This window comes from Providencia rettgeri (assembly GCF_013702265.1).
Lineage (GTDB): Bacteria > Pseudomonadota > Gammaproteobacteria > Enterobacterales > Enterobacteriaceae > Providencia > Providencia zhijiangensis.
Genome location: NZ_CP059348.1, coordinates 2,897,133 through 2,923,673, shown reverse-complemented (window position 1 = coordinate 2,923,673; position 26,541 = coordinate 2,897,133). Strand labels below are relative to the sequence as shown.

Annotated in this window: 20 protein-coding genes; 15 read left to right on the top strand and 5 right to left on the bottom strand. The window is 44.1% G+C overall.

Annotation, left to right across the window (positions count from 1 at the left end; translation table 11 throughout):
• Positions 1 to 296 precede the first annotated feature (296 nt).
• The 5 genes from sgrR to leuA form a co-directional block, all read right to left on the bottom strand.
• On the bottom strand, positions 297 to 1,973 hold the full coding sequence (gene sgrR / locus H0913_RS13455) for an HTH-type transcriptional regulator SgrR (protein ID WP_154602515.1): 1,677 nt from the start codon (positions 1,971 to 1,973) through the stop codon (positions 297 to 299).
• Positions 1,974 to 2,481: 508 nt separating this feature from the next.
• Entirely contained in the window at positions 2,482 to 3,084 is a 603-nt protein-coding gene (leuD, locus tag H0913_RS13450; protein WP_181477421.1) for a 3-isopropylmalate dehydratase small subunit, read from the bottom strand.
• A gap of 11 nt (positions 3,085 to 3,095) precedes the next feature.
• Positions 3,096 to 4,499 carry a 3-isopropylmalate dehydratase large subunit gene (gene leuC / locus H0913_RS13445; RefSeq protein WP_181477420.1) on the bottom strand — a complete coding sequence of 468 codons (1,404 nt, stop codon included), beginning with the start codon at positions 4,497 to 4,499 and terminating at the stop codon, positions 3,096 to 3,098.
• 1 nt (position 4,500) lies between these two features.
• Positions 4,501 to 5,592 (bottom strand): 3-isopropylmalate dehydrogenase, encoded by a 1,092-nt coding sequence (gene leuB / locus H0913_RS13440; RefSeq protein WP_181477419.1) that lies wholly within the window; start codon positions 5,590 to 5,592, stop codon positions 4,501 to 4,503.
• A gap of 2 nt (positions 5,593 to 5,594) precedes the next feature.
• Complete coding sequence (leuA, locus tag H0913_RS13435) at positions 5,595 to 7,175, bottom strand: 2-isopropylmalate synthase (protein ID WP_154638114.1); 1,581 nt, start codon at positions 7,173 to 7,175, stop codon at positions 5,595 to 5,597.
• A 906-nt stretch (positions 7,176 to 8,081) separates the two neighbouring features.
• Between leuA and leuO the strand changes: the two genes are divergently transcribed.
• From leuO to murG, 15 genes are all read left to right on the top strand, one after another.
• Positions 8,082 to 9,029 carry a transcriptional regulator LeuO gene (gene leuO, locus H0913_RS13425; RefSeq protein WP_181477418.1) on the top strand — a complete coding sequence of 316 codons (948 nt, stop codon included), beginning with the start codon at positions 8,082 to 8,084 and terminating at the stop codon, positions 9,027 to 9,029.
• A gap of 321 nt (positions 9,030 to 9,350) precedes the next feature.
• Entirely contained in the window at positions 9,351 to 11,108 is a 1,758-nt protein-coding gene (locus H0913_RS13420) for an AMP-dependent synthetase/ligase (RefSeq protein WP_181477417.1), read from the top strand.
• 333 nt (positions 11,109 to 11,441) lie between these two features.
• Positions 11,442 to 13,169 (top strand): acetolactate synthase 3 large subunit, encoded by a 1,728-nt coding sequence (gene ilvI, locus H0913_RS13415; protein WP_181477416.1) that lies wholly within the window; start codon positions 11,442 to 11,444, stop codon positions 13,167 to 13,169.
• Between the two features lie 2 nt (positions 13,170 to 13,171).
• Positions 13,172 to 13,663 (top strand): acetolactate synthase small subunit, encoded by a 492-nt coding sequence (gene ilvN, locus H0913_RS13410; RefSeq protein ID WP_154602524.1) that lies wholly within the window; start codon positions 13,172 to 13,174, stop codon positions 13,661 to 13,663.
• Positions 13,664 to 13,747: 84 nt separating this feature from the next.
• Positions 13,748 to 14,758 (top strand): catabolite repressor/activator, encoded by a 1,011-nt coding sequence (gene cra / locus H0913_RS13405; RefSeq protein WP_181477415.1) that lies wholly within the window; start codon positions 13,748 to 13,750, stop codon positions 14,756 to 14,758.
• Between the two features lie 720 nt (positions 14,759 to 15,478).
• Complete coding sequence (gene mraZ, locus H0913_RS13400; protein ID WP_154602526.1) at positions 15,479 to 15,937, top strand: division/cell wall cluster transcriptional repressor MraZ; 459 nt, start codon at positions 15,479 to 15,481, stop codon at positions 15,935 to 15,937.
• Between the two features lie 2 nt (positions 15,938 to 15,939).
• Positions 15,940 to 16,893, top strand: a complete 954-nt coding sequence (gene rsmH / locus H0913_RS13395; protein WP_154602527.1) for a 16S rRNA (cytosine(1402)-N(4))-methyltransferase RsmH — start codon at positions 15,940 to 15,942, stop codon at positions 16,891 to 16,893.
• Positions 16,893 to 17,213, top strand: coding sequence for a cell division protein FtsL (gene ftsL / locus H0913_RS13390; RefSeq protein WP_036951205.1), 321 nt, complete (start codon positions 16,893 to 16,895; stop codon positions 17,211 to 17,213). The genes rsmH and ftsL overlap by 1 nt, the downstream gene beginning before the upstream one ends.
• Before the next feature lie 12 nt (positions 17,214 to 17,225).
• The gene (gene ftsI / locus H0913_RS13385) at positions 17,226 to 18,992 is read left to right on the top strand and encodes a peptidoglycan glycosyltransferase FtsI (protein WP_181477414.1); all 1,767 of its coding nucleotides are present in this window, start codon (positions 17,226 to 17,228) and stop codon (positions 18,990 to 18,992) included.
• Complete coding sequence (gene murE, locus H0913_RS13380; protein WP_181477413.1) at positions 18,979 to 20,466, top strand: UDP-N-acetylmuramoyl-L-alanyl-D-glutamate--2,6-diaminopimelate ligase; 1,488 nt, start codon at positions 18,979 to 18,981, stop codon at positions 20,464 to 20,466. Before ftsI ends, murE begins: the two co-directional genes overlap by 14 nt.
• Positions 20,463 to 21,821, top strand: coding sequence for a UDP-N-acetylmuramoyl-tripeptide--D-alanyl-D-alanine ligase (gene murF, locus H0913_RS13375; RefSeq protein WP_181477412.1), 1,359 nt, complete (start codon positions 20,463 to 20,465; stop codon positions 21,819 to 21,821). Before murE ends, murF begins: the two co-directional genes overlap by 4 nt.
• Positions 21,815 to 22,897 (top strand): phospho-N-acetylmuramoyl-pentapeptide-transferase, encoded by a 1,083-nt coding sequence (mraY, locus tag H0913_RS13370; RefSeq protein ID WP_154602530.1) that lies wholly within the window; start codon positions 21,815 to 21,817, stop codon positions 22,895 to 22,897. The genes murF and mraY overlap by 7 nt, the downstream gene beginning before the upstream one ends.
• Before the next feature lies 1 nt (position 22,898).
• On the top strand, positions 22,899 to 24,224 hold the full coding sequence (gene murD, locus H0913_RS13365) for a UDP-N-acetylmuramoyl-L-alanine--D-glutamate ligase (protein ID WP_181477411.1): 1,326 nt from the start codon (positions 22,899 to 22,901) through the stop codon (positions 24,222 to 24,224).
• Positions 24,224 to 25,417 (top strand): cell division protein FtsW, encoded by a 1,194-nt coding sequence (gene ftsW / locus H0913_RS13360; RefSeq protein WP_154602532.1) that lies wholly within the window; start codon positions 24,224 to 24,226, stop codon positions 25,415 to 25,417. Before murD ends, ftsW begins: the two co-directional genes overlap by 1 nt.
• On the top strand, positions 25,414 to 26,487 hold the full coding sequence (gene murG, locus H0913_RS13355) for an undecaprenyldiphospho-muramoylpentapeptide beta-N-acetylglucosaminyltransferase (protein ID WP_181477410.1): 1,074 nt from the start codon (positions 25,414 to 25,416) through the stop codon (positions 26,485 to 26,487). The genes ftsW and murG overlap by 4 nt, the downstream gene beginning before the upstream one ends.
• Positions 26,488 to 26,541: the final 54 nt, after the last annotated feature.

Genomic DNA, 26,541 nt, shown 5'->3' with positions numbered 1-26,541 from the left:
TGAAGCTCGTCACAAAAAGCGGGTAAGTTAAGTACATTCCTTGTGGATAAAACATGCATTGATTGATCTTTGCTCAGTTGAACTCCTAACAAAAAAAGAGGGGGAAACTTACAGTGGATATCTCATGTGAAATTCACTTATTGCTATGATTTATAATGTTTTATTTTTTAGTGTGGTTTTTTGTTAGAAATGAATAGTTGGGATATACCCTGATTACTATCTGGTTGTTCACATGGATATCCACAGAAAAAGTGAATAAAATCCATTTTACTCACTCTAACTGTTTATAACTATCATCAATTCTGTGTATTATCCTCAGTTGGCTTAAACCAAGCTGATTTAAAGTCAAACCAGCCAAAGGTATTCATACGAACACCTCGCATCGTTCTTTGACCTTGTAACTCTAACCAGTGATGAAAAATGGGGTGGAAGACTTGAGAATCAATCAAGCTCTCGCACCAAGATTCCACATCCAATTTTTGCTGGCGCCACAACTGTAACTCTTCATCGAGGGTTTTTCCTAAACACTGACGCAATAGCGGCATTTCGTACAACGTGGCGAAGATAGAAAATTCAAGAGGTTTATAAAAGTTGGCAGTGGAGAGCCAAATATCGCTCTTTGCATCCCCGTTAAACCAATCATCATAATCAACGATGTTAATTTTAAGCTCTACTCCTTGGGTTTCTAACACTCGCTTCATGATTTGGCTGATGGCATAAAATTCATGATGATGGCGATAAAAGGTGACCGTTAGTTCGGTTAAGTCTTCAGGTTTGGTTCGCTGGGAGAGCATTTTACTGTGATGCCAATGAAGCAGTAATCCATAAGCAGGCGCCCAGTGGCGTTGATAGAAGGATTCACAGTGCGCTAGTAGGTTGACGGGGGTTAAAAAGCTACACAGCCATTTACGCACATCTTCCCGTTGAGAAATGTCGGAGCGTTGGTCGAATAACAAAAAATAGCAACCTTCCTCCATGCGGCTTTCGAGAGAGTCATTGTGGCGTTTATCACCATCCATCTTTAAGGTGGTACACACCATCTGCTCAGAAAGCTCGGGAACCACCCAAATAGTCACCTCATCCAACAAGGCACGATAGCCAAAATAGCGGTCAAAAGCGCTGATGGTGAGTTTTTGCGGGATGTTGGTTTCGACTTCATAAGGACCCGTACCAATAGGGCGCTGACTAAAGCCGCTGATGGTTTCCCACTCTTTCGGGAGAATGGCGGCATGTGGGCTGCCCAGTAACCAAGGAAATTGCGTATCAGGATGGCTCAGATGGACATCAATCACGTAAGGTTGCGAGGAGGTGACCGAGTGAATATGTGAGAACAGCGGCCAGCACTGCTTTAATCGTAATAAAGAGTGGATAATATCCTCCACTTGCATTTCACGTCCATGATGAAAATAGATAGCCGGACGTAAATAAAAGCGCCAATGTTGCTCGTTAATGGCTTGCCAGTGGTGAGCAATACCATCTTCTACTTCCCCTTTTTCCTCATTTAAGTGAGTTAATCCATTAAATATCTGACTCATTAAGTGGATTTCAGAGCGGCGCATTGGGGTGCCGGGAAGTAAATTAGGAAAATCACGGTAATAAATGATGCGCAGTAAGTTTTTACCTTGTCGATAACTGCGCTCAAGCTCCGATAAGACCATTTGGCGGATAGTCTCTTTATCGCCCACGAGAGCCACAAGTTTTTCAATACTTTCTTCTTTTAACAGCTGTTCAGCCTGCGCCTGTTGTAGTTCTAAGCCATTGATATGAAAAATTAATGCGGAGCGTTTTCCTCGTCCCGATTCTGCTTGCCAACTGAGCCAACCATGGGACTGCATATTATTGAGCAGGGTACGAACATGACGGCGAGAGCAAAACAAAATATCGGCAATATCTTGCAATGTGGTTTCACTGTTTTTTCCCTGAAAGTGCTGCCACAAGCGTACAAATTGCGTTTGTAATCGAGAATTAGACATAAAAGAGGAACTCCAGAATAAATTGCATCAATTTTAATATCCTATATTCCGTAGATAATAGGGGGCAGTAAGTAGCTCTATTGACCTGTCTGTTGCAGGTTTACTCCCCCTTTTATTGAGTAATGGTATATATTTACCAGCCGGTATGTGAATGCATACTGGCTTTTTTTCTTCATATTTCATGCTGTGGCTGTGTTGGCCTCACTCGGCTAATCAAGTCACATACTAATGTATACTCCTATTTTTCTTCATATTTCACGCTGTGACTGCGTTGGCTTCAATCGGCTACTCAGGTCACATACTAAAGTATGCTCCCAGAGATATCCTCATTTTGCCGCCTTGCCACAACGCGAACTATTTTGAAAAATATAAAGAGGCAATTAATTGAATAATTGCATATTAGGAATTAATGGGGAAGGATTTATTGGTAGGCGTGGTTTGTTGGAGTTGAGTTCTACTTTTATGAATACAAATAGGCAAGAAAAAGCCCACCGAAGTGGGCTGGGGATTAATTCATAAAGGCGGGGAGCTTTTGCTCGTAATCCTTGATTTGGTCAACGTGCTGTAACGTCAAACCAATGCTGTCTAAGCCATTCATCATGCAATGACGGCGGAAGCTGTCAATTTCGAAAGCATAAACTTTATCACCAGCGGTGACGGTTTGCGCTTCTAAATCGACAGTGAACTGGCAACCTTCATGCTGGTTCACATAATTGAACATCTCATCCACTTGCTGCTCGCTTAATTTAATTGGCAACAGTTGGTTATTAAACGAGTTACCGTAGAAAATATCAGCGAAACTTGGCGCAATCACCACTTGGATACCGAAATCGGTCAGTGCCCAAGGTGCGTGTTCACGAGATGAACCGCAACCAAAGTTTTCACGGGCTAACAGAATGCTAGCGCCTTTAAATACTGGTTTGTTCAAGACAAAATCAGGATTAGGTTGCTGGCCTTTATCATCTAAAAAACGCCAGTCATTAAATAAGTGCTGACCAAAGCCTGTGCGAGTCACTTTCTGCAAAAATTGTTTTGGAATAATCGCATCGGTGTCGACGTTTGCGGCATCTAAAGGAGCAACAATCCCAACATGCTTAATAAACTTATCCATGGTTTTCTCCTTTAGATTTGAATGTCACGAACATCAGCAAAATGACCGTTAATCGCTGCGGCAGCAGCCATTGCAGGGCTAACTAAATGGGTGCGACCTGCACGACCTTGGCGACCTTCAAAGTTACGGTTGCTGGTGGATGCGCAGCGTTCACCCGGATTCAAACGGTCGTTGTTCATCGCTAAGCACATTGAACAGCCCGGTAAGCGCCATTCGAAGCCAGCATCCATAAAGATTTTATCCAAACCTTCCTGTTCAGCTTGGGCTTTAACTGGGCCGGAACCTGGTACCACAATGGCTTGTACGCCAGACGCGACTTTTTTCCCTTTGGCAATGGCCGCAGCGGCGCGTAAATCTTCGATGCGTGAGTTAGTGCAAGAGCCAATAAAGACTTTATCAATCTTCACGTCAGATAACTTAATACCTGATTCCAATCCCATGTACGCCAAGGCTTTTTCTGCAGAAGCTCGCTCGACGGGGTCAGTAAAAGATTCAGGTGCTGGGATCGGTTGGTTAATCGCGATCACTTGCCCCGGGTTAGTACCCCAAGTCACTTGCGGTGCAATAGTCTCAGCTTGGATGGTGATCACTTTGTCGAACTTCGCATCATCATCGGTTTTTAACGTTTTCCAATACGCGACAGCATCATCCCAATCTTGGCCTTTCGGTGCAAATTGGCGACCTTTCATATAATTAAAAGTAGTTTCATCAGGAGCGATAATGCCAGCTTTAGCGCCTAACTCAATCGCCATGTTACAGACGGTCATGCGACCTTCCATGCTCAAATCTTCAATTGCATCACCGCAGAATTCGACAATGTAGCCCGTTCCACCTGCGCTACCCGTGGTACCGATAATGGCTAAAACGATATCTTTTGCGGTAATCCCTGCAGGTGCTTTACCAATCACTTCAATTTTCATGGTTTTGGCACGCGCTTGTTTCAAGGTTTGGGTCGCCATGACGTGTTCAACTTCGGATGTCCCAATCCCAAAAGCTAATGCGCCGAATGCACCGTGAGTGGCAGTATGAGAATCACCACAAACGATGGTTGTCCCCGGTAAAGTGATGCCTTGCTCTGGCCCCATCACATGGACAATACCTTGATATGGGTGATTTAAATCATATAAAGTCACGCCGAATTCTTCGCAGTTTTTCATCAACTCTTGCATCTGAATTCGCGCCATATCACCGCAGGCATTGATATCTTTAGTCTGCGTTGACACGTTATGATCCATGGTTGCAAATGTTTTGCTTGGTTGATGCAACGGGCGATTTTTGGTTCTTAAACCATCAAACGCTTGCGGTGAAGTCACTTCATGTACCAGATGGCGATCGATATAAATTAAAGGGATTTCGTTTTCAACCTCACGGATAACGTGAGCGTCATATAATTTTTGGTATAAAGTCTTCGACATGTTAAACCCCTTCTTCAATATAACGAGCGATAATGTCACCCATTTCACTGGTACTGATTGATTGACCATTGCCCGCTAAATCCGCAGTGCGATAGCCATTTTCTAATGCTTTATTCACCGCGCTTTCGATGGCATCAGCCGCTTCCGTTTGATTCAAACTAAAACGCAATAACATGGATGCCGACAAAATTTGTGCAATTGGGTTGGCAATATTTTTGCCTGCGATATCTGGCGCTGAACCGCCTGCGGGCTCGTACAAGCCAAAGCCATCGGCGTTTAAGCTAGCTGAAGGCAACATACCCATCGAGCCTGTGATCATCGCGCACTCATCGGAAATAATGTCACCGAATAAGTTCGAGCACAGCACCACATCAAACTGAGAAGGGGCTTTGATCATCTGCATCGCGGCGTTATCGATATACATATGGTTCACTTCAACATCTGGGTACTCTTTGGCAATTTGGTTAACCACTTCGCGCCATAATACGGAGCTTTGTAAAACGTTAGCTTTATCAATTGAAGTCACTTTATGGCTACGTTTACGAGCAGATTCAAAGGCAATGCGGGCAATGCGTTCAATTTCATAGCGGTGATAAACCTCGGTATCGAACGCATATTCTTCAGCGCCTTCGCCTTTACGGCCTTTTGGCTGACCAAAGTAAATCCCACCCGTTAATTCACGGACGCATAAAATATCAAACCCTTGAGCAGCAATGTCTGCGCGTAATGGGCAAAATGCTTCTAATGCTTGGTATAAACGAGCCGGGCGTAAATTGCTGAATAATTTAAAATGTTTGCGTAATGGCAATAATGCACCGCGTTCTGGCTGGCTATCTGGCGGTAAATGTTCCCATTTTGGGCCACCCACTGAGCCGAATAATACGGCATCAGCCTCTTCACAACCTTTGACTGTCGCTTGCGGTAATGGCTCTCCGTGATTATCAATGGCAGCGCCGCCCACATCATATTCTTTAGTTGAAATGGTGATAGCAAATCGCTTACTAATCGCGTTCAATACTTTATGAGCTTGAGCCATCACTTCAGGGCCGATTCCATCGCCCGCTAATACCGCAATATTAAAATTCGTAGACATGTTTACACCGCTTCCTTTGTATTAATTTGTGACTCTTGGTCAGAGATTTTTTGTTTTTCTTTTTTGACTTGTTCTGCACGCCAAATGCTATTCAACACGTGCACCATCGCTTTTGCTGATGACTCAACGATATCCGTCGCCAATCCCATACCGTGGAAACGACGGCCAAAACATTCAGCGACGATGTCCACTTGTCCTAAGGCATTTTCCCCCTGACCTTTTGCAGACAATTGGTAAGAAACCAATTTCATTGGGTAGTTGGTGATTTTACTAATCGCTTGGTAGATGGCATCAACAGGGCCATTTCCGGTTGCCGCTTCTGATTTTTCTGTTTCACCACACTGCATTTTGACGGTTGCAGTGGCCACAATGCTTGAACCCGACTGTGTACTAAAGTAATCCATGACAAAATGGTCAGTTTCATCTTGTTGTTTCGCGAAAAAGGCTAAAGCTTCTAAGTCATAATCGAATACTTGTCCTTTTTTATCCGCTAAGTTCAAGAATGCGGTATACAACTCGTCTAAATTAAAATCTTTACCTTCGCTATAACCCATCTCTTCCATGCGGTGTTTAACCGCTGCACGACCTGAACGAGAGGTTAAATTCAATTGTTGCTCTTTCAAGCCGATGGATTCAGGGGTCATGATTTCGTATGTTTCGCGATTCTTTAACACGCCATCTTGGTGGATCCCTGATGAATGCGCGAATGCGTTGCTACCCACAACCGCTTTATTGGCAGGAATTGGGGTATTGCATAACTGGCTGACTAACTGGCTGGTGCGGTAAATTTCTTTGTGATTGATATTGGTGTGCACACCTAACATCTGTTCACGCAATTTAATCGCCATGATCACTTCTTCTAACGCGGTATTTCCTGCGCGTTCGCCTAATCCGTTGATCGTTCCTTCCACTTGGCGAGCTCCGGCTTGAACGGCGCTGATGGAGTTGGCGACTGACATGCCTAAGTCATCATGGCAATGAACGGAGATGATGGCTTTATCAATGTTAGGTACGCGCTCATATAAAGAAGAGATAATGCCACCGAATTGATATGGGGTCGTGTAGCCGACGGTATCTGGGATATTAATAGTAGTCGCGCCAGCACCAATGGCGGCTTCGACAATACGGCATAAGTTATCAATATCGGTACGACCTGCATCTTCACACGAAAATTCCACATCATCGGTATAACGACGTGCGCGTTTAATGGAGTTGATCGCCATATCCATCACGCCATCAAACGTTTTGTTTAACTTTTTCTGCATATGCAAATTGGATGTCGCTAAGAACACATGAATACGGAATGCTTCAGCCACTTTCAAGGATTCAGCCGCTACATCAATATCATTTTCAACACAGCGTGCTAATGCGCAGATGCGGCTGTTTTTGATTTCTCGGGCGATAGTTTGAACAGACTCAAAATCACCCGGGGATGAGACAGGAAACCCAGCTTCAATAACATCGACACCTAAGCGCTCTAACGCGAAAGCAATTTGTAATTTTTCTTTAACGGATAAGCTGGCCTGCAAGGCTTGCTCGCCATCACGTAAGGTCGTATCGAAGATGATAACTTGGTTGCTCATAATGCGTTCCTCATAGACTAAATTTTGTTGTTTTTAATTCTGTTTGTTGGATTCCCATCTAGCCGCAGGCATAAAAAAACCCGCTGGTTGCGCGGGCTTCTTTATGTTTGTGGACAGTATTTGTTTTACTTTCCATCCATAAGCATACCGCGCAAATTGGCTGCGAGTAGTAGTAGGCTTAGTAGGCGGATAGAAAATGTCATGGGTAACTGTCTCTCTATGAATTTCAAATAATCTGCATTTATTGATACGTGATTTCAATAATGATGTCAAACTTAATTTTTTGAGCGCGAAATGCTCGAAATTGAGTTGTTATCGATTATTGGAGTTTGCGTCTGATATTTATAATTTTTATGATGTTTTTGTCTATATCAGGCAGTTAAAAGTAGGCTAAAATTTCGTCTAAAAATTAATGACATGATGATGTTTTTATAACGTAATGATTTTTATTATGTTTATGTAATGAAAGTATGCAGAAGTTAGATAAAAGTCTTTGTTGGTATTGATGATGGCTATGCTTCAAATAAGGTTAATTATCTAATAAATAAATAATTAAAAATTAATCTGATAATGAGATTCAAGCGCGTTTATAGAAGAGATTTATTATGATTTATTCTTGAATTTGTTTTATTATTTTTATCGAAATGATGCTGACTTTAATAAGTTACACGCACCCATTACACTGATGAATATTTGCATTTTATGATGATATCTATACCTCGATTCTAATTTATGGGCAAAAAGAATAGAAGCGTCGTTTTAATAAATGCAGGGAAAGCGAAATAACTTATCATGTATAAGTTGTTTTAAAAATAATATTTAATGATTTTATATTTTTCGTCAATATTGCTTTGATGAATTATGTTCATTAATTAAAAATGATAAATATATTTAGTGGAGTTAAAAATGACTGATTTTGATACGATCTCAACAGCAAAAAAAGAAAGTAGCGATATTCATCTGCGTAATGTTGATTTGAACTTATTAACTGTTTTTGATGTTGTGATGCAAATGCAAAATGTCACTCGTGCAGCACAAGTTCTCGGTATGTCTCAGCCTGCAGTAAGTAACGCCGTATCCCGTTTAAAATCTATGTTCAATGACGAATTATTTGTTCGTTATGGGCGTGGTATTCAACCAACTTCGCGTGCTAAACAATTATTTGGGCCAGTAAGACAAGCGCTTCAATTGGTGCATAATGAATTACCAGGCGCAGGATTTGATCCTAAGCAAAGCGAAAGAGCATTTAACTTATCTATTTGCTCTCCATTGGATATTCGCTTAGCGGTAATAATTGTTGATAAATTTAAAATTGCATCGCCAAATATTCAAGTTTTCATTCATTCTTTTTTAGGGAATAACATAGCGCATCAATTAAAGTATCAAGAGATAGATTTCTTCTTGGGCTATAATCAATTCGAAAAACCCGAATATCAACATCAGATTTTATTTAATGATGAATTAGTTTTAGTCGTAGCGAATCACCATCCAAGAATCGAAAGTACCATTAATCAAGAAATGTTAGTGAATGAAAGACACGCTATTATGGCAATGGATAATATCGGGTCATTTAGCAAACTGTATTACCATAATACGGAACTTTCACACACTGTTAGTTATCAAGGAACTGACTTAAACAGTGTATTGAACATTGTGGCACAAACAGATTTAGTGGCGATTGCACCTAAATGGTTAGTGGAACACCATGCAAGTCAACTGCAACTACGTACTTTATCATTGCCTTGGGAAGATAATTCCCGCCCATGTTATTTAACGTGGCATGAATCGACGGCGCGAGATAAAGGCCATCAATGGATGAAAACGCAGTTTTGCCAAATGATAGAACAGTTGTAAGCTAGATTGATTCAATTCATTCCAAGATAACACTAGCATATTCCTCTAAATACTAACTCGCCATGATGAAAATAGTGGCGAGTTTTGTTGTGTCCGTAGCATTTGCAAAAAATTTACACTTTATTCCTTTCCTCGTTTATCTTTCCGCTATACACTCAAAATATTCAGCTAACAGATGTAAGCTGAAATAATAAAAAGTATTAAGATTAGGTTATTTGTGAGTTTGCCGAATGACTTAAAATTCTAATGACCTATAGGGAATACACTTTGATTACTGAAAATCTATATCCATATCATATTGTTAACCGCATACGTTCCAGAATGGACGCGAGCGAGTCAGCGGATCGGATAGCTTTCAGTCAATGGGACAACGGACATCAATCAGAACTGACTTGGGCAGAAGTGGGTACCAAAACCACCGCGATTGCACATCAGCTCTTAGCGATGAATGTTGCACCGCAAGAGAATATTGGGCTTTTTGCTCAAAACAGTATGAATTGGTCTTTGGTTGATCTGGCTGTATTACAAATTAAAGCCGTGACGGTGCCTCTCTATGCTACCAGCAGTATCGACCAAGCCGCCTATATCATTAATGACGCCAACATTAAGATCCTCTTTGTGGGTGCTCAAGAACAATACCAAGTTGCTTGCCAATTACTTGCCCATTGCCCGCAACTCACCGCTATCATTGCATTAGATGATAATGTTGAATTAGATGGCCAAGTGGCTAACAGCATGCACTTATCGACATTTATGTCCCTCGCTCAGCCTCAATATCAAGCTGAGTTAGATACGCGAATTGCTGCTCAAAATTTAAGTGATTTATTCACCATTATTTATACCTCGGGCACCACGGGTGAACCGAAAGGGGTAATGCTGGATTACTACAATATGGCAGCTCAGCTTTATCTTCATGACAACCGTTTAGAACTGTCCGAAGACGATGTTTCATTATGTTTTCTACCACTTTCCCACGTTTTTGAACGCGCATGGAGTTTTTATGTCATGCACAGCGGCGCGCGTAATGTCTATTTAACCAATACTAATTTAGTAAAAGAAGCGCTTGCTGATGTTAAGCCAACGGTGATGTGTGCCGTACCACGTTTCTATGAGAAAGTTTATAGCGCAGTACAAAGTAAAGTATCCCAAGCGCCTTTCATGCGTCGTGCGATTTTCAAATGGGCGATTGCGATAGGGAAACAAAAAGTGAAAGCGATGGCGAAAGGTAAATCACTTTCATTTATCAACAATCGCTTATATGCATTGGCAGATAAACTGGTTCTAAGCAAGATTCGCCAAGGGCTCGGTGGTCACATTCGTTTTATGCCAGCGGCGGGCGCGCGTCTCGATGATGATGTGATTGCGTTTTTCTTGTCTGCAGGTGTGGATATCAAATATGGCTATGGGATGAGCGAAACTTGCGCGACAGTCTCGTGCTGGGAAGCTAACAAATACCCATTAGGTTCAATTGGTACACCGCTTTCTGCCATTTCTGTACGCATTGGCGTAAACGACGAAATCCAAGTCAAAGGCCCCGTCGTCATGAAAGGCTACTATAATCGCCCGCAAGAAACGATAGATACATTCACGGCTGATGGTTGGTTGCGTACAGGGGATGCCGGAAAAATCGATGAGCAAGGTAACTTATATATTACGGATAGGCTGAAAGATTTAATGAAAACGTCTAACGGGAAATATATTGCGCCACAGGTTATCGAAGGTGTTTTAGGTCAAGACCGTTTTATTGAGCATATTGCTGTTATTGCTGATGCTCGTAAATTTGTCTCTGCGCTGATTGTGCCTTGCTATGACAGCCTTGAAGAGTATGCAAATTCAATTAACTTAAAATACCGTGATCGTTTGGAGCTGTTAAAAGACTCTAAAATTGTCGCGCTGTTTGAAGGTCGTCTCAAAGAGCTACAAAAGAATCTGGAAAACTTCCATCAAGTGAAGCGTTTTACACTGTTACCAAGCAATTTCTCAATGGAGAAAGGTGAATTAACGCCTACGCTGAAATTACGCCGTAAAATTATTTCAGAGCGCTACCGATTAGAAATTGAATCTATGTATCAAGAGTAATTCGATATTTAATCATATTTTCAAAGCCCTTCAGTGGTTATCCCTGAAGGGCTTTGTTTTACCTGCTATTTATGTAAAATCGCGTTGCCACTATTTTTGCTTACCTTTTAGTTATTTTCGCTCTATTTTGATTGAAAACTAGTCAATGAATCTGCCGAATTTTCATGTTCAAGACAAAATGAAATCTTCCTTAATTTCTCTGCGAAATCAAATTTGCGTCCCACAAATGGTAGGGATATGTTAAGAGCTGAATTTATGACTAACTTAATTAATAAAAATTAAAGAGGGCCGTTCGGCTCTCTGTTAACTTGCAAATAGTCTGAGGGCAAACTCATGGAGATGTTGTCGGGAGCAGAAATGGTCGTCAAGTCATTGATTGACCAAGGAGTGAAACACGTATTTGGCTATCCGGGAGGCGCAGTTCTTGATATTTATGATGCACTGCATACCGTGGGTGGTGTAGAGCATATTTTAGTTCGTCACGAGCAAGCTGCGGTGCATATGGCCGATGGCTATGCGCGCTCAACAGGGGATGTGGGCGTAGTGTTAGTAACGTCAGGACCCGGCGCAACCAATGCGATAACCGGTATTGCGACTGCGTATATGGACTCTGTACCCATGGTGGTTTTATCGGGGCAGGTCGCCAGTTCATTAATTGGGAACGATGCGTTCCAAGAGTGCGATATGGTGGGTATTTCGCGCCCAATCGTGAAGCATAGTTTTCTCATCAAACACGCGAAAGAGATCCCTGAAACCATCAAAAAAGCGTTCTATATTGCGGCGAGTGGACGCCCAGGGCCTGTGGTGATCGACTTTCCAAAAGATACGGTGAATCCGGCCGCTAAATTCCCTTATCGCTACCCTGAATCCGTCTCATTGCGCTCATATAATCCGACCTTACAAGGGCACAAAGGCCAAATTAAGAAAGCGTTGACCAAATTAGTCGCGGCGAAGAAGCCAGTGATGTATATCGGTGGCGGTGCGATCAATGCCAATTGCTCCGCGGAGCTAATGACACTAGCTGAAAAGCTTCAGTTGCCAGTGGTATCAACGTTGATGGGGCTAGGCGCATTTCCCGAAACTCACCAACAATCTGTGGGTATGCTCGGAATGCATGGCACCTACGAAGCTAACAAAGTGATGCATCATTCTGATGTGATTTTTGCGGTAGGTGTTCGCTTTGACGACCGTACAACCAATAACTTAGAAAAATATTGCCCGAATGCAACTGTGATCCAAATTGATGTGGACCCAACCTCAATTTCGAAAACAGTCAAAGCGGATATTCCCATTGTTGGCGATGCAAAACTCACGTTAGAACAGATGATTGCTCAACTGGATCATGCGGCTGCCGAGCAAGATACCGCTGCACTGCAAACGTGGTGGAAGGAGATCGGTATTTGGCGCGAAAAACAGTGCCTAAAATATGCATTAAACCCAAGTAAAGTGAAGCCGCAACAAGCCATTGAGGCTATTTACCGCTTAACCAACGGTGAAGCTTATGTGACCTCTGATGTGGGGCAGCACCAAATGTTTGCTGCACTTTATTATCCGTTTGATAAACCACGGCACTGGATCAACTCAGGGGGCTTAGGCACCATGGGCTTTGGTTTGCCAGCTGCTTTAGGGGTTAAATTAGCGCACCCTAAATCCACGGTTGTATGCGTGACTGGCGACGGCAGTATTCAGATGAACATTCAAGAGCTTTCAACTGCGCTGCAATATGGATTACCGGTACTGATCCTGAATCTGAATAATGGTTTCTTGGGCATGGTAAAACAGTGGCAGGACATGATTTATCAAGGTCGTCACTCACAGTCCTATATGCAGTCATTGCCAAATTTCACAAAATTAGCCGAGGCTTATGGGCATGTGGGGATTTCAATTGCCTCCCCAGATGAACTTGAAGATAAGCTGAAACAAGCGCTAGTCGAAGTGAATGAAAACCAGCGTCTGGTCTTTGTAGATATTAATATTGATGAAACTGAGCATGTTTACCCAATGCAGATCCGTGGTGGAGCAATGGATGAAATGTGGTTAAGTAAAACGGAGAGGACTTGATCATGCGTCGTATCTTATCAGTGTTACTAGAGAATGAATCAGGGGCATTATCTCGCGTGATTGGGTTGTTTTCACAGCGCGGTTATAACATCGAAAGCTTGACCGTAGCACCGACCGACGATCCGACATTGTCACGGATGACCATCCAGACAAAGGGGGATGCCAAGGTGCTCGAGCAGATTGAAAAACAGTTGCATAAACTGGTGGATGTGTTGCGTGTGAGTGAACTGACCGCATCAGCTCATGTCGAGCGTGAAATCATGTTAGTGAAACTACAAGCTTCCGGTTATGGGCGCGATGAAATTAAGCGAAGTGCCGATATTTTCCGTGGGCAAATCGTGGATGTGACACCAACGCTGTACACCGTTCAGCTCGCAGGAACAAGCGATAAACTGGATGCATTCCTTGAAGCTGTGCGTGGTGTTGCTGAAATTGTTGAAGTTGCACGCTCAGGGATTGTTGGTGTTTCTCGTGGCGATAAAATTATGCGATGAAAAATTTATCCGCCGCAGGTAGAATAGAGCGGATTAAGGCCTCGAATGACTCGGGGCTGTTTCCCAAATTGCAAAGAGGTTAACGTGAAACTGGATGAGATAGCCCGTCTAGCGGGTGTTTCCCGCACAACGGCTAGTTATGTGATCAACGGCAAGGCCAAGCAGTATCGAGTCAGCGATAAAACTGTAGAAAAAGTGATGGCAGTCGTCAGAGAGCACAATTACCATCCAAACGCAGTCGCTGCAGGGTTACGCGCTGGTCGCACTCGCTCAATCGGGTTGGTGATCCCTGATCTTGAAAATACTAGCTATACCCGTATCGCCAATTATCTTGAGAGACAAGCTCGTCAGCGCGGATATCAGCTTTTAATTGCGTGTTCAGAAGACCAACCTGACAACGAAATTCGTTGCGTGGAACATTTACTGCAGCGCCAAGTTGACGCGATTATTGTGTCTACCGCATTACCTCCTGAACATCCGTTTTATCAGCGCTGGGCGAACCGTTCACTGCCTATCATCGCGCTGGATAGAGCATTAGAAAAAGAGCATTTCATTAGCGTGGTCGGTGACGACCAAGAAGATGCTCTGATGATCTCTAAAGAATTACGTAAATTCTCAGCTGAATCGGTCTTATATCTCGGGGCATTACCTGAACTTTCTGTTAGCTATCTACGTGAGCAAGGTTTCCGCAAAGCATGGGAGGGGGACACTCGCGAAGTCAATTATTTATACGCCAATAGTTATGAGCGTGATGCCGCGGCCGACGTTTTCTCCCAATGGCTAGATAGCGGTAACGCGATGCCGGATGCATTATTCACAACGTCATTTTCTTTGCTGCAAGGCGTGTTGGATGTGGCATTGAAACGCAATGGCCGCTTACCTGAAAACATGGTTATCAGCACCTTTGGTGATAACGAATTACTGGATTTCCTCGGTTGTCCTGTGCTCTCTCTCGCTCAGCGCCACCGTGATATTGCAGAGCGTATTTTAGAATTGGTATTAGCCAGCCTAGACGAGAAACAGAAGCCAGAAACTGGAATTCGTCGAATTCGCAGGGACTTATGTCGCCGTGGTAGTTTAGGTCGCAAACAGTAGTGGATAAACCTTATCCACTGGTGAAAAAACCGGTTTAATAGTTAGTGATGTTAACCAAGATTCTTAGTAATATATCCGCCCCTATCTATTAGGGGCTTTTTTTTGGTGAAATTTATGGGTGATTGCGATTTTTTTATTGCGTTATCCTGTAAATATTTCACTTTAGGAATTTTCCTAATACTTTTTTTGATTATTTTGCATCGATTGGTTTTTTGACGAATTAAATTTTTTTAACCCATAAAAAAACCGATAAATACAATGAGCAAATTATTGTCAGTAAAATAACACTGTGAATTAAAACAGTTGTTTAATGTATTGAAATATAATGATTTTATATAATAATACGTATTATTTGGTAGTTTTGTTTAAATAATCATCAATAAATGATGATCAAAAGGTAAAGAATAGACACGAAATAAACTGATTAAAAATGAGACGTATATATCATTTACTCAAATTTGTATGATTTTGCAGCAATGAAATAGATTTAAATATGTTTTACCTGCGTTTTATAAATAAGTGAATTATATCAACTCGTTATTTCTCTTTTTCTTTCCAAGTAAGATTTTTTCCAACTTTTTCTTTTCTAAAACGTTCTGTAAATAAAGCTAAAGCTACGTGCGGCTGGCTTGACAACGTTTTCATACCATTCGTAAACTTTATAAGTGGAGAATTGTGGGGTAAAGTGGGGCAGTTGGAAATAAAGGGGAAAAATCAGGTATGTTTCGTGGGGCTACACTGGTTAATCTCGACAGCAAAGGGCGACTAACCGTGCCTACTCGTTATCGAGGAATGCTGAGCGAGGAATCGAAAGGGCAAATGGTGTGTACCATTGACCTTCACCAGCCATGCCTGTTGCTTTATACCTTACCCGAATGGGAAATCATTGAGGAAAAACTGTCTAAGTTATCCACCATGAATCCCGCAGAACGTCGAGTACAGCGCCTTTTACTTGGTCATGCCAGTGAATGTCAGATAGACAATGCAGGACGTCTTTTGCTAGCTAGCACGCTGCGTCAACACGCAGGGCTAACAAAAGAGGTCATGTTGGTGGGCCAAATAAATAAATTTGAAATTTGGGATGAACAGATGTGGTACCAGCAGGTGGAAACTGACATCGCTGCTGAGCGTCTAGCCGACGAACCGCTGTCCGCCCGTCTACAGGATTTGTCACTATAACAATGACACAGCAGCAATTTAAACACGTAACAGTACTGCTCGATGAAGCAGTGAACGGCTTAAATCTTAAACCAAATGGTATCTATATTGATGGCACATTTGGTCGTGGCGGGCACTCTCGCTTGATTTTAAGCCAACTAGGAGATCAAGGTCGCTTGATTGCCATTGACCGTGACCCAGAGGCGATTAAAGCCGCTCAAGGGATTGATGACCCACGTTTTATGATTAAGCATGGCCCATTTTCAGCAATTGCAGATTATGTGGAAGAAGAAGGCTTAGTAGGCAAGATTGATGGTGTGTTGCTGGATCTCGGCGTCTCTTCGCCGCAGTTAGATGATCCAGAGCGTGGGTTCTCATTTATGCGTGATGGGCCACTGGATATGCGTATGGATCCAACGCGTGGTCAATCCGCGCAGCAATGGCTGATGAACGCGGAAGCAGACGATATCGCATGGGTGCTCAAAACATTTGGTGAAGAGCGTTTTGCAAAGCGCATCGCAAGAGCCATTGTTGAGCGTAACCATAATCCCGAAGAAGAACCGTTAACGCGTACACGCCACTTGGCGGAGCTGATTGCCAAAGTCAGTCCGATTAAAGACCGACACAAGCACCCAGCAACCCGCAGCTTCCAAGCGATTCGTATTTATATCAATAGCGAGCTGGAAGAGATTGAGAAAGCATTAAATGGTGCGATGTCTGTTTTAGCACCTGAAGGGCGTTTATCGGTGATCAGTTTCCATTCATTGGAAGACAGATTAGTAAAACGCTTTATTCGTCAAAACAGTACCGGACCTTCTGTTCCTGCGGGGATTCCACTGACAGAAGCGCAAATCAAAGAGCTAGGTGCCGCTAAATTACGTGCACTAGGCAAAATGAAGCCTTCCGAGAGTGAAATTGACGAAAACCCACGAGCACGTAGCTCGGTGTTACGTTTTGCAGAGAGAGCGGTAGAGTAATGACACCAGAAAGACACAGTTTAGCCAGAGTCATCGGTCGCGATTTATTTCGTTACGGAATTATTCCGATGATTTTGCTAGCCGCAATAGTGATTAGCGCTGTGTTTGTGGTGACCACCGCTCATGAAACACGACTGCTGACTGCCGCCAAAGATAAGCTGTACGAAGAGAAAGATTTTCTCGATATCGAATGGCGAAACTTGATCCTTGAAGAGAATGCGTTAGCCAGTCACAGCCGTGTTGAGCGTTTATCTGTTGAAAAATTGCAAATGGTTCATGTTGAGCCATCCCAAGAAAATATTATTGTTTCCAAGCAATAACGAAGGTTAAGAATGAAAGCAACCAAACCCGCTAAGAACAAGAAAACAGAAGAAGTCACCAGCTTTGTTCGCTGGCGTTTTGTTTTGTTGTGTGGATGTATTGGGTTGGCATTAGCAGGGTTGTTGACTCGCGTTGCGTACCTACAAATTATTGCCCCGGAAAAACTGGTAAAAGAGGGAGACATGCGCTCCCTTCGCGTTCAAGAAGTATCAACGGCTCGAGGAATGATCAGTGACCGTGAAGGTCGCCAATTAGCAGTCAGTGTCCCGGTTAACGCTATCTGGGCTGATCCTAAAGAAGTCTTTGAAAAAGGCGGCGTAAGTAACGATGAACACTGGAAAGCGCTCGCCGATGCATTAGATATTCCTCTTGAACAAATCACCACCAAAATTTCTGCTAACCCGAAAGGGCGCTTTGTTTACCTCGCTCGTCAAGTTAACCCCTCCATCGGTGAATATGTCCGCAAACTAAAAGTTCCAGGGATCTATTTACGTAAAGAATCTCGCCGATATTACCCATCAGGTCCAGTGACTGCTCACTTACTAGGCGTGACAAATATCGATGGTGAAGGTATTGAAGGGGTGGAAAAAAGCTTTAACCGTTGGTTAAAAGGTTCTCCGGGTGAACGTACGGTACGTAAAGACCGTAATGGTCGTGTGATTGAGACCGTCTCTTCCGTCGATAGCCAAGCAGCCCATAACTTGATGCTCAGTATCGATGAGCGTATTCAATCTATTGTGTATCGCGAGCTAACGAAAGGTGTTCAAGAGAACAAAGCTGAGTCCGGTGTGGCAATCCTTGTGGATGTGAATACTGGGGAAATCTTAGCGATGGCAAACAGTCCATCCTATAACCCAAATAATCTCGCGGGTACGCCGATGGATTTCATGCGCAACCGCGCTATCACGGATATTTTTGAACCGGGTTCAACCGTGAAGCCACTTGTCGTAATGAGTGCGCTACAAAATAAAATTATAAAAGAAAATACCGTATTAAATACCTATCCGTACCGTGTTAATGGTCATGAAATCAAAGACGTTGCGCGTTACGCAGAGTTATCAATTACCGGTATTTTACAGAAGTCGAGTAACGTTGGTGTTTCAAAATTAGCGTTAGCGATGCCTGCTACAGAGCTGGTGGACGTGTATAGCCGCTTTGGGTTTGGCAAGCCGACTAATCTGGGGTTAGTCGGGGAAAGTAGTGGCATCTTTCCAAGTAAAAAAACACGGTGGTCTGATTTAGAAAGGGCCACCTTTTCTTTCGGGTACGGGCAGATGGTGACTCCATTACAACTTGCGCGTGCCTATGCAACGATCGGTAGTTTCGGGGTATATCGCCCGTTATCGATTACTAAAGTGGACCCGCCTGTTCCGGGGACGCGAGTGTTTCCTGAGCCAATAATGCGCACCGTTGTGCACATGATGGAAAGTGTTGCTCTGCCAGGTGGCGGGGGAACACGTGCCGCAATTAAAGGCTATCGTATTGCAATTAAAACAGGTACCGCGAAAAAAGTCGGGCCTGAAGGGCGCTATATCAACGAATATATCGCTTATACCGCAGGGGTTGCTCCCGCAAGCAACCCGCGCTATGCCCTCGTTGTGTTAATCAACGATCCAAAAGCCGGTAAGTACTACGGAGGTGCAGTATCTGCACCTATCTTTGGTTCTATCATGGGCGGGGTTTTACGTCTCATGAACGTTGAGCCAGATGCATTGCAAACAGACGATAAAAGTGAAATCGTGAACAGTCAAAAAGAGGTTAAAAGTGGCAGATCGTAATCTTTGTGAACTCCTCGCCCCATTTGGTGTGAGTACAACAAATGTCTCTTTACGAGAGATGACGCTAGACAGTCGAAAGGCTGCCGCGGGCGATCTGTTTATTGCTGTAAAAGGCCATCAGTCAGATGGTAGACACTATATTCCTCAAGCTATCGCGCAAGGGGTTTCTGCAGTTATCGCAGAAGCACAAGGCGAAGCAGAAGAAGGCGAAATCCGCTTTATTCATGGTGTGCCTGTCATTTATCTTAACGACCTAAACAACCGTTTATCTGCATTAGCGGGTGAGTTCTACCATCAACCTTCATCCCAAATGAAGTTAGTGGGTGTGACGGGGACCAACGGTAAGACCACCACCACGCAATTAATTGCCCAATGGGCAAAAGGATTAGGCGAAACATCAGCAGTGATGGGTACGGTAGGTAATGGGCTACTGGGGCAAGTTTCTCCAAGTGAGAACACCACGGGCTCCGCTGTTGATATCCAATTAGAACTGACTCAATTACTGAATAAAAAAGCGACGTTGACGGCGATGGAAGTTTCTTCCCATGGCTTGGTGCAAGGTCGTGTTGCTGCGCTACAATTTGACGCGGCAGTATTCACTAACTTAAGCCGTGACCACCTTGATTACCATGGTGATATGGCAAATTACGAAGCTGCAAAATGGTTACTGTTCTCTACTCATCAAACCAAAACTCAAATTATTAATGCTGATGATGAGGTCGGGCTGAAGTGGTTGCAGCGCTTGCCGCAAGCTTGTGCCGTGACAATGGAAAATCGTATTCCGGCTAACTGGCAAGGCCCATGGTTAAAAGCCACTGATGTGGACTATCACGATAAAGGCGCAACCATTCATTTCACGTCAAGCTGGGGTGAAGGTTCATTTGAAAGCCCATTAATGGGGGCGTTTAACGTAAGCAACTTATTGCTGGCGATGGCGACGCTATTAATGATGGATTACCCATTAGAGCAGCTTTTAGCGACAACAGGCGCATTAATGCCAGTCTGTGGCCGTATGGAAGTGTTTAGCGTTGCAGGCAAGCCAACTGTGGTTGTGGATTATGCTCATACCCCTGACGCATTAGAAAAAGCGTTAGCGGCAGCGCGTTTACATTGTAAAGGCAAGCTGTGGTGTGTCTTTGGTTGTGGTGGTGATAGAGACAAAGGCAAGCGCCCACTGATGGGAGCTTCTGCTGAACAATACGCTGATAAAGTGGTGATCACCGATGATAACCCTCGCAGCGAAGATCCGCTGGATATTATCAACGACATCATGGCGGGTATTTTGGATTCTAGCCGTGTATTCGCGATCCCAGGACGTCCAGAAGCTGTTACCAACACTATCTTACAAGCACAACCTGATGATGTGATTTTAGTGGCAGGTAAAGGTCATGAAGATTATCAAATCATTGGTTCTCGCCGTTTAGATTATTCAGACCGCTTGACCGTCGCAAGATTGTTGGGGGTGATGGCATGATCCCGATGACCTTAACCCAACTGGCGAAAATCACTCACGGTCGCATTGAAAAAGCGAGCAATAACGAATTAGCGTTATTAAGCGTGAGTACGGATAGCCGTAAAATAGACGCTAGCTGTCTGTTTATTGCCTTAAAAGGCGAGCGTTTTGATGCCCATGACTTTGCCGATCAAGTCGTTGATGCTGGCGCAGCAGCACTGTTAGTTGACCATCAATTGGATGTGAACTGCCCTCAGGTGATTGTCGAAGATACGCGTATTGCGATGGGGCGAATCGCAGCTTGGGTTCGCCAACAATCTAAAGCGAGAGTGGTCGGGTTGACCGGCTCTTCCGGCAAAACATCCGTGAAAGAGATGACAGCCTCGATTCTGGCGCAACGCGGTAAAACGTTATATACCGCAGGTAACTTGAATAATGATATTGGTGTTCCACTGACACTGTTCCGTTTAACGGATGAATACCAATTTGCTGTGATCGAAATGGGGGCTAATCACCCACATGAAATTGAATACACGACCAACATCGTTAAGCCAGAAACTGCACTCGTGAATAACTTATTTGGTGCGCATCTTGCTGGTTTTGGTTCCCCTGAAGGTGTGGCTAAAGCCAAAGGTGAAATTTACCAAGGTCTGCCAGAAGAAGGCACGGCGATTGTGAATTTAGATAGCTACTCTGATAAGTGGAAATTTAACCCTCGTCAAACCGTTTGGTATTACTCACTGACTGAAAAAGCGGATTTCTATCCTTCAGATATTCAAATCAAACAGCTGACAACGGATTTCACACTACATACGCCGGTAGGGCAGGTTGAAATCACATTGCCATTACCGGGTGTGCATAACATTGCCAACGTTTTAGCGGCAAGTGCATTAGCCATCTCTGTGGGGGCAACCTTAGACGATATCAAACAAGGTATTGCCACCACGAAAGCAGTACCTGGGCGTTTATTTCCAGTGAGTTTAAGTGAGACGAAAGTCGTACTGGACGATACCTATAATGCCAATGATGGTTCGATGATTGCGGCGATTAATGTGCTGGCGAAAATGCCGGGCTATCGCATTTTCGTTGTCGGTGACATGGGTGAGCTTGGTGATTATGCCCACGAGTGTCATGAGCGAGTTGGTTTAGCCGCGAAACAAGCGGGGTTAGATAAAGTTCTCAGTGTTGGACAGTTAAGCGAAATTATTAGCCAATCTAGCGAACGTGGCGAGCATTTTACAGCGAAACAAGATTTATTAACCCGACTAATTCCGCTAGCACAGCAGAATGATGTTGTTTCTATTTTAGTTAAAGGTTCACGCAGCTCCGCGATGGAAGATGTCGTGAATGCATTGAAGGAGTGCTTCGAATGTTAGTCTGGTTAGCCGAATTATTGGTTCATAAATTTTCTGCTTTTAACGTCTTCTCCTATTTGACGTTCAGAGCCATTGTCGGTTTGCTGACAGCATTGGGTATTGCTTTGTGGATGGGACCACGTCTGATTGCTTACCTGCAAAAAATGCAAATTGGCCAAGTTGTCCGTGATGCAGGCCCTGAATCACACTTTAGTAAACGTGGCACCCCAACAATGGGTGGAATTTTAATCCTGTTCTCTATTAGCGTATCCGTTTTATTGTGGGCGCGTTTGGATAACCCCTATGTGTGGTGTGTGCTTCTCGTTTTAGTCGGCTACGGTCTTGTGGGCTTTGCGGATGATTACCTCAAAGTCGTTCGAAAAGACTCCCGTGGCCTTATCGCACGTTGGAAATATTTTTGGCAGTCCGCACTGGCGCTGATCGTTGCATTTTCTATGTACGCTATTGGTAAAGACACACCAGCGACTCAGCTGGTTGTTCCCTTCTTTAAAGATGTGATGCCGCAATTAGGCGTGCTGTACATTTTACTGGCTTACTTCGTTATCGTTGGAACCAGTAACGCTGTTAACTTAACGGACGGCTTAGATGGCTTAGCGATTATGCCAACTGTATTTGTTGCCGCAGGTTTTGCGTTAGTAGCATGGGCAACGGGTAACGTTAACTTTGCTAACTATTTACACATTCCGTTCTTACCTCACGCGGGGGAGTTAGTGATTGTGTGTACGGCGATTGTTGGGGCCGGTTTAGGCTTCTTATGGTTCAACACTTACCCAGCACAAGTGTTTATGGGTGATGTAGGCTCTTTAGCATTAGGTGGAGCATTAGGAACTATCGCTGTTTTACTGCGTCAAGAATTCTTATTAGTCATCATGGGCGGTGTGTTTGTGGTTGAAACACTGTCGGTAATTTTACAAGTTGGCTCCTTCAAATTACGTGGCCAACGAATTTTCCGTATGGCACCAATTCACCATCACTATGAATTGAAAGGTTGGCCAGAACCACGCGTTATCGTGCGTTTCTGGATTATCTCTCTCATGTTAGTTCTGATTGGACTAGCAACATTGAAGGTGCGTTAAGATGATTGGTTCACAGGCTCAGCAGTATCAGGGTAAAAACGTAGTGATTATCGGCTTAGGTTTAACTGGGCTTTCCTGCGTTGACTTTTTCCTTGCTCGTGGGGTTGTTCCTCGCGTGATGGATACCCGCGCTGTGCCACCTGGTGTTGATAAACTGCCAGAGAATGTTGCTTGCCATAGTGGCAGCTTAAATAATGAATGGCTGCAACAAGCCGATCTGATTGTTGCCAGCCCAGGCGTTGCGTTGGCAACACCGCAGTTACAGGAAGCAGCAAGTAACGGTATTGAGATTGTGGGTGATATTGAGCTGTTCTGCCGTGAGGCGGATGCGCCAATCGTCGCAATCACAGGTTCTAATGGTAAAAGTACGGTAACGTCCCTCGTGGGGGAAATGGCGAAAGCAGCGGGCATTTCCGTTGGTGTGGGCGGGAATATCGGTATTCCTGCACTTTCTTTGCTCAATCAAGGGCATAGCCTGTTTGTGCTGGAACTGTCTAGTTTCCAATTAGAAACCACGTCTAGCCTACGTGCAGCGGCTGCAACCGTGTTGAATGTGACTGAAGATCATATGGATCGCTACCCATTGGGGCTTGAGCAATATCGCGCAGCAAAATTACGTATTTATGATAATGCACAACACTGCATTGTGAACGCGCAAGATCCGCTAACACTTCCACATGACCAGAGCGTTAGCCAATACACTAGTTTTGGTTTAAATAACGGTGATTACTACTTTGATACGCAAAAACGTGTCTTAGTTGCTCAAGGTGAAGTGGTGTTGGATGTGGCACAAATGCATCTGACTGGGCAGCATAACTATATGAATGCACTGGCTGCACTAGCCTTAGCTGATACTGTGGCAATCCCTCGTGAAGCTAGCCTTAAAGTCTTAAAAGAGTATGCCGGTTTAGTACATCGCTTCCAGTTGGTCTTTTTCAATCGCGGTGTGCGTTGGATCAATGACTCAAAAGCAACCAATGTGGGCAGTACAGAAGCTGCACTTAATGGTTTGCATGTGGATGGCTATATTTACTTATTGCTGGGTGGTGACGGCAAGTCAGCTGATTTTTCTCCGCTCAAAGAATATATTTCGGCGGATAACTACCGTTTGTACTGCTTTGGTCGTGATGGTCAGCAATTAGCGGAACTCGCACCAGAAAAATCCGTACTGACAGATACGATGGAACAGAGTATGCGCCAAATTGCGCCGTTGTTAAAATCTGGCGACATGGTGCTGTTATCTCCAGCATGTGCCAGCTTAGATCAGTTCAAAAGTTTTGAGCAGCGGGGTGATGTTTTTGCTCAACTCGCTAAGGAGTTAGGTTAATGACCATACCGGGTGCCTTGCGTTTAAAAAACTGGATCATCGGTGAAAAGAATGGCGTGATTTCAGGCACGACGCTCTACGACCGTACATTGGTTTGGTTAGCATTCGGTCTGGCGGCAATCGGTTTCATTATGGTGACCTCCGCATCGATGCCAGTCGGACAGCGATTAACGGATGACCCATTCTATTTTGCTAAACGTGACGTGGTCTATTTGGTCGTTGCATTTCTACTGGTTTTAGGTGTCATGCGCGTCTCGATGGCCACATGGGAAAAATACAGTTTTATTTTGCTGATGGGCGCATTGGGTATGCTGGCGGTTGTGTTGGTTGCCGGAAGTTCCGTCAATGGGGCATCGCGCTGGATTGATATCGGTATTGTAAAAATTCAGCCCGCAGAAATTTCGAAGTTCGCGCTGTTTTGTTACGTTTCCAGCTATTTAGTTCGTAAGTCAGATGAAGTACGCACCAAGTTTTTCGGCTTCGTAAAACCGATGTGTATTTTGATTATGATGGCGTTATTGCTGCTGTTGCAGCCAGACTTGGGAACGGTAGTTGTACTGGTTGTAACTACGTTAGGGTTGCTGTTTTTAGCTGGTGCGCGCTTAGCACCGTTTATTATCGGTATCGCGGTTTGTGGTGTAGGCGTACTGGCTTTGATTATCTTTGAACCTTATCGTTTGCGCCGCGTGACATCCTTCTTAAATCCGTGGGATGACCCGTTTGGTAGCGGTTATCAGTTAACGCAATCTTTGATGGCATTTGGTCGAGGAGAGCTTCTCGGACAAGGTCTGGGTAACTCGGTACAGAAATTAGAATATTTACCGGAAGCGCATACTGACTTTATTTTCTCTGTACTAGCTGAAGAGCTGGGTTACGTGGGTGTGGTTCTGGTGCTGCTGATGGTATTCATGCTGGCGTTTAGAGCGATGATGGTAGGGCGTAGAGCACTACTGACCAACCAATTATTTGGTGGGTATCTTGCATGTGCCATCGGTATTTGGTTTACCTTCCAAGCATTGGTTAACGTAGGCGCTGCGGCAGGTATGTTGCCAACCAAAGGTTTAACACTCCCGTTAATCAGTTACGGGGGATCGAGTTTATTAGTGATGTCAGCGGCGATCGCTGTGTTACTTAGAATTGATTATGAAACACGACTTGAGAAAGCTCAGGCGTTTGTAAGGAGTTCCAAATGAGTCAGGCAAAAAAATTACTCGTTATGGCTGGCGGAACTGGGGGACACGTTTTTCCCGGCTTAGCTGTGGCGCATTATTTGCAGGCTCAAGGTTGGGAAATTCGCTGGTTAGGCACCGCAGATCGCATGGAAGCTACTTTAGTACCGAAACACGGTATTGATATTGAGTTTATTCAGATCTCGGGTTTAAGAGGTAAAGGTATTGGTGCATTAATTGGTGCGCCTTGGCGTATCTATAAAGCCATTCGCCAAGCGAAAACTATTATTCAGCGCTATCAACCCGATGCTGTGCTTGGTATGGGCGGTTATGTGTCTGGTCCCGGCGGGATAGCAGCTTGGCAATGTGGCGTTCCTGTTGTTCTCCATGAACAAAATGGGATCGCGGGATTAACCAATAAATGGTTATCAAAAATTGCAAAACGTGTTTTACAAGCTTTTCCCGGCGCATTCCCTAATGCACCAGTTGTAGGTAACCCAGTGCGTGAAGATGTATTGGCATTGCCAGCACCGCAAGAGCGCTTAGCTGGGCGTGAAGGTGCAATACGCGTATTAGTTGTAGGTGGTAGCCAAGGGGCGCGAATTTTAAATCAAGTTATGCCTGCAGTTGCTGGAAATGTGAGCAAACAGTTAAATATCTGGCATCAGGCTGGAAAAGGCAGTAAGGAATCGACAGAAGCACTGTATAATGATTGTTTGCAAAATTCAGGCAATTCTGAGTTTAAAGTGACTGAATTTATTGATGATATGGCGCAAGCTTACGCATGGGCTGATATTGTGGTTTGTCGTTCAGGTGCATTAACTGTCAGTGAGATAGCCGCGGCAGGTTTACCCGCGATTTTTGTTCCTTTCCAGCATAAAGACCGCCAACAGTATTGGAATGCACTGCCTTTAGAACAAGCAGGGGCTGCGAAGATTATTGAGCAACCGCAGTTTACACCTGAAGCCGTTGTTGAGTTGCTCAACAAGTGGGATAGAGCCGAATTATTGTCGATGGCAGAAAAAGCCTATAGCTGTGCCATCACGGATGCAACCGAACGTGTTGCGGCGGTTATTTGCGATGTTGCGAAATAGCGTAAGTCTCGCAAATAGCTTGGCCATACAAAATAGAATGTAGACAGAATTTAT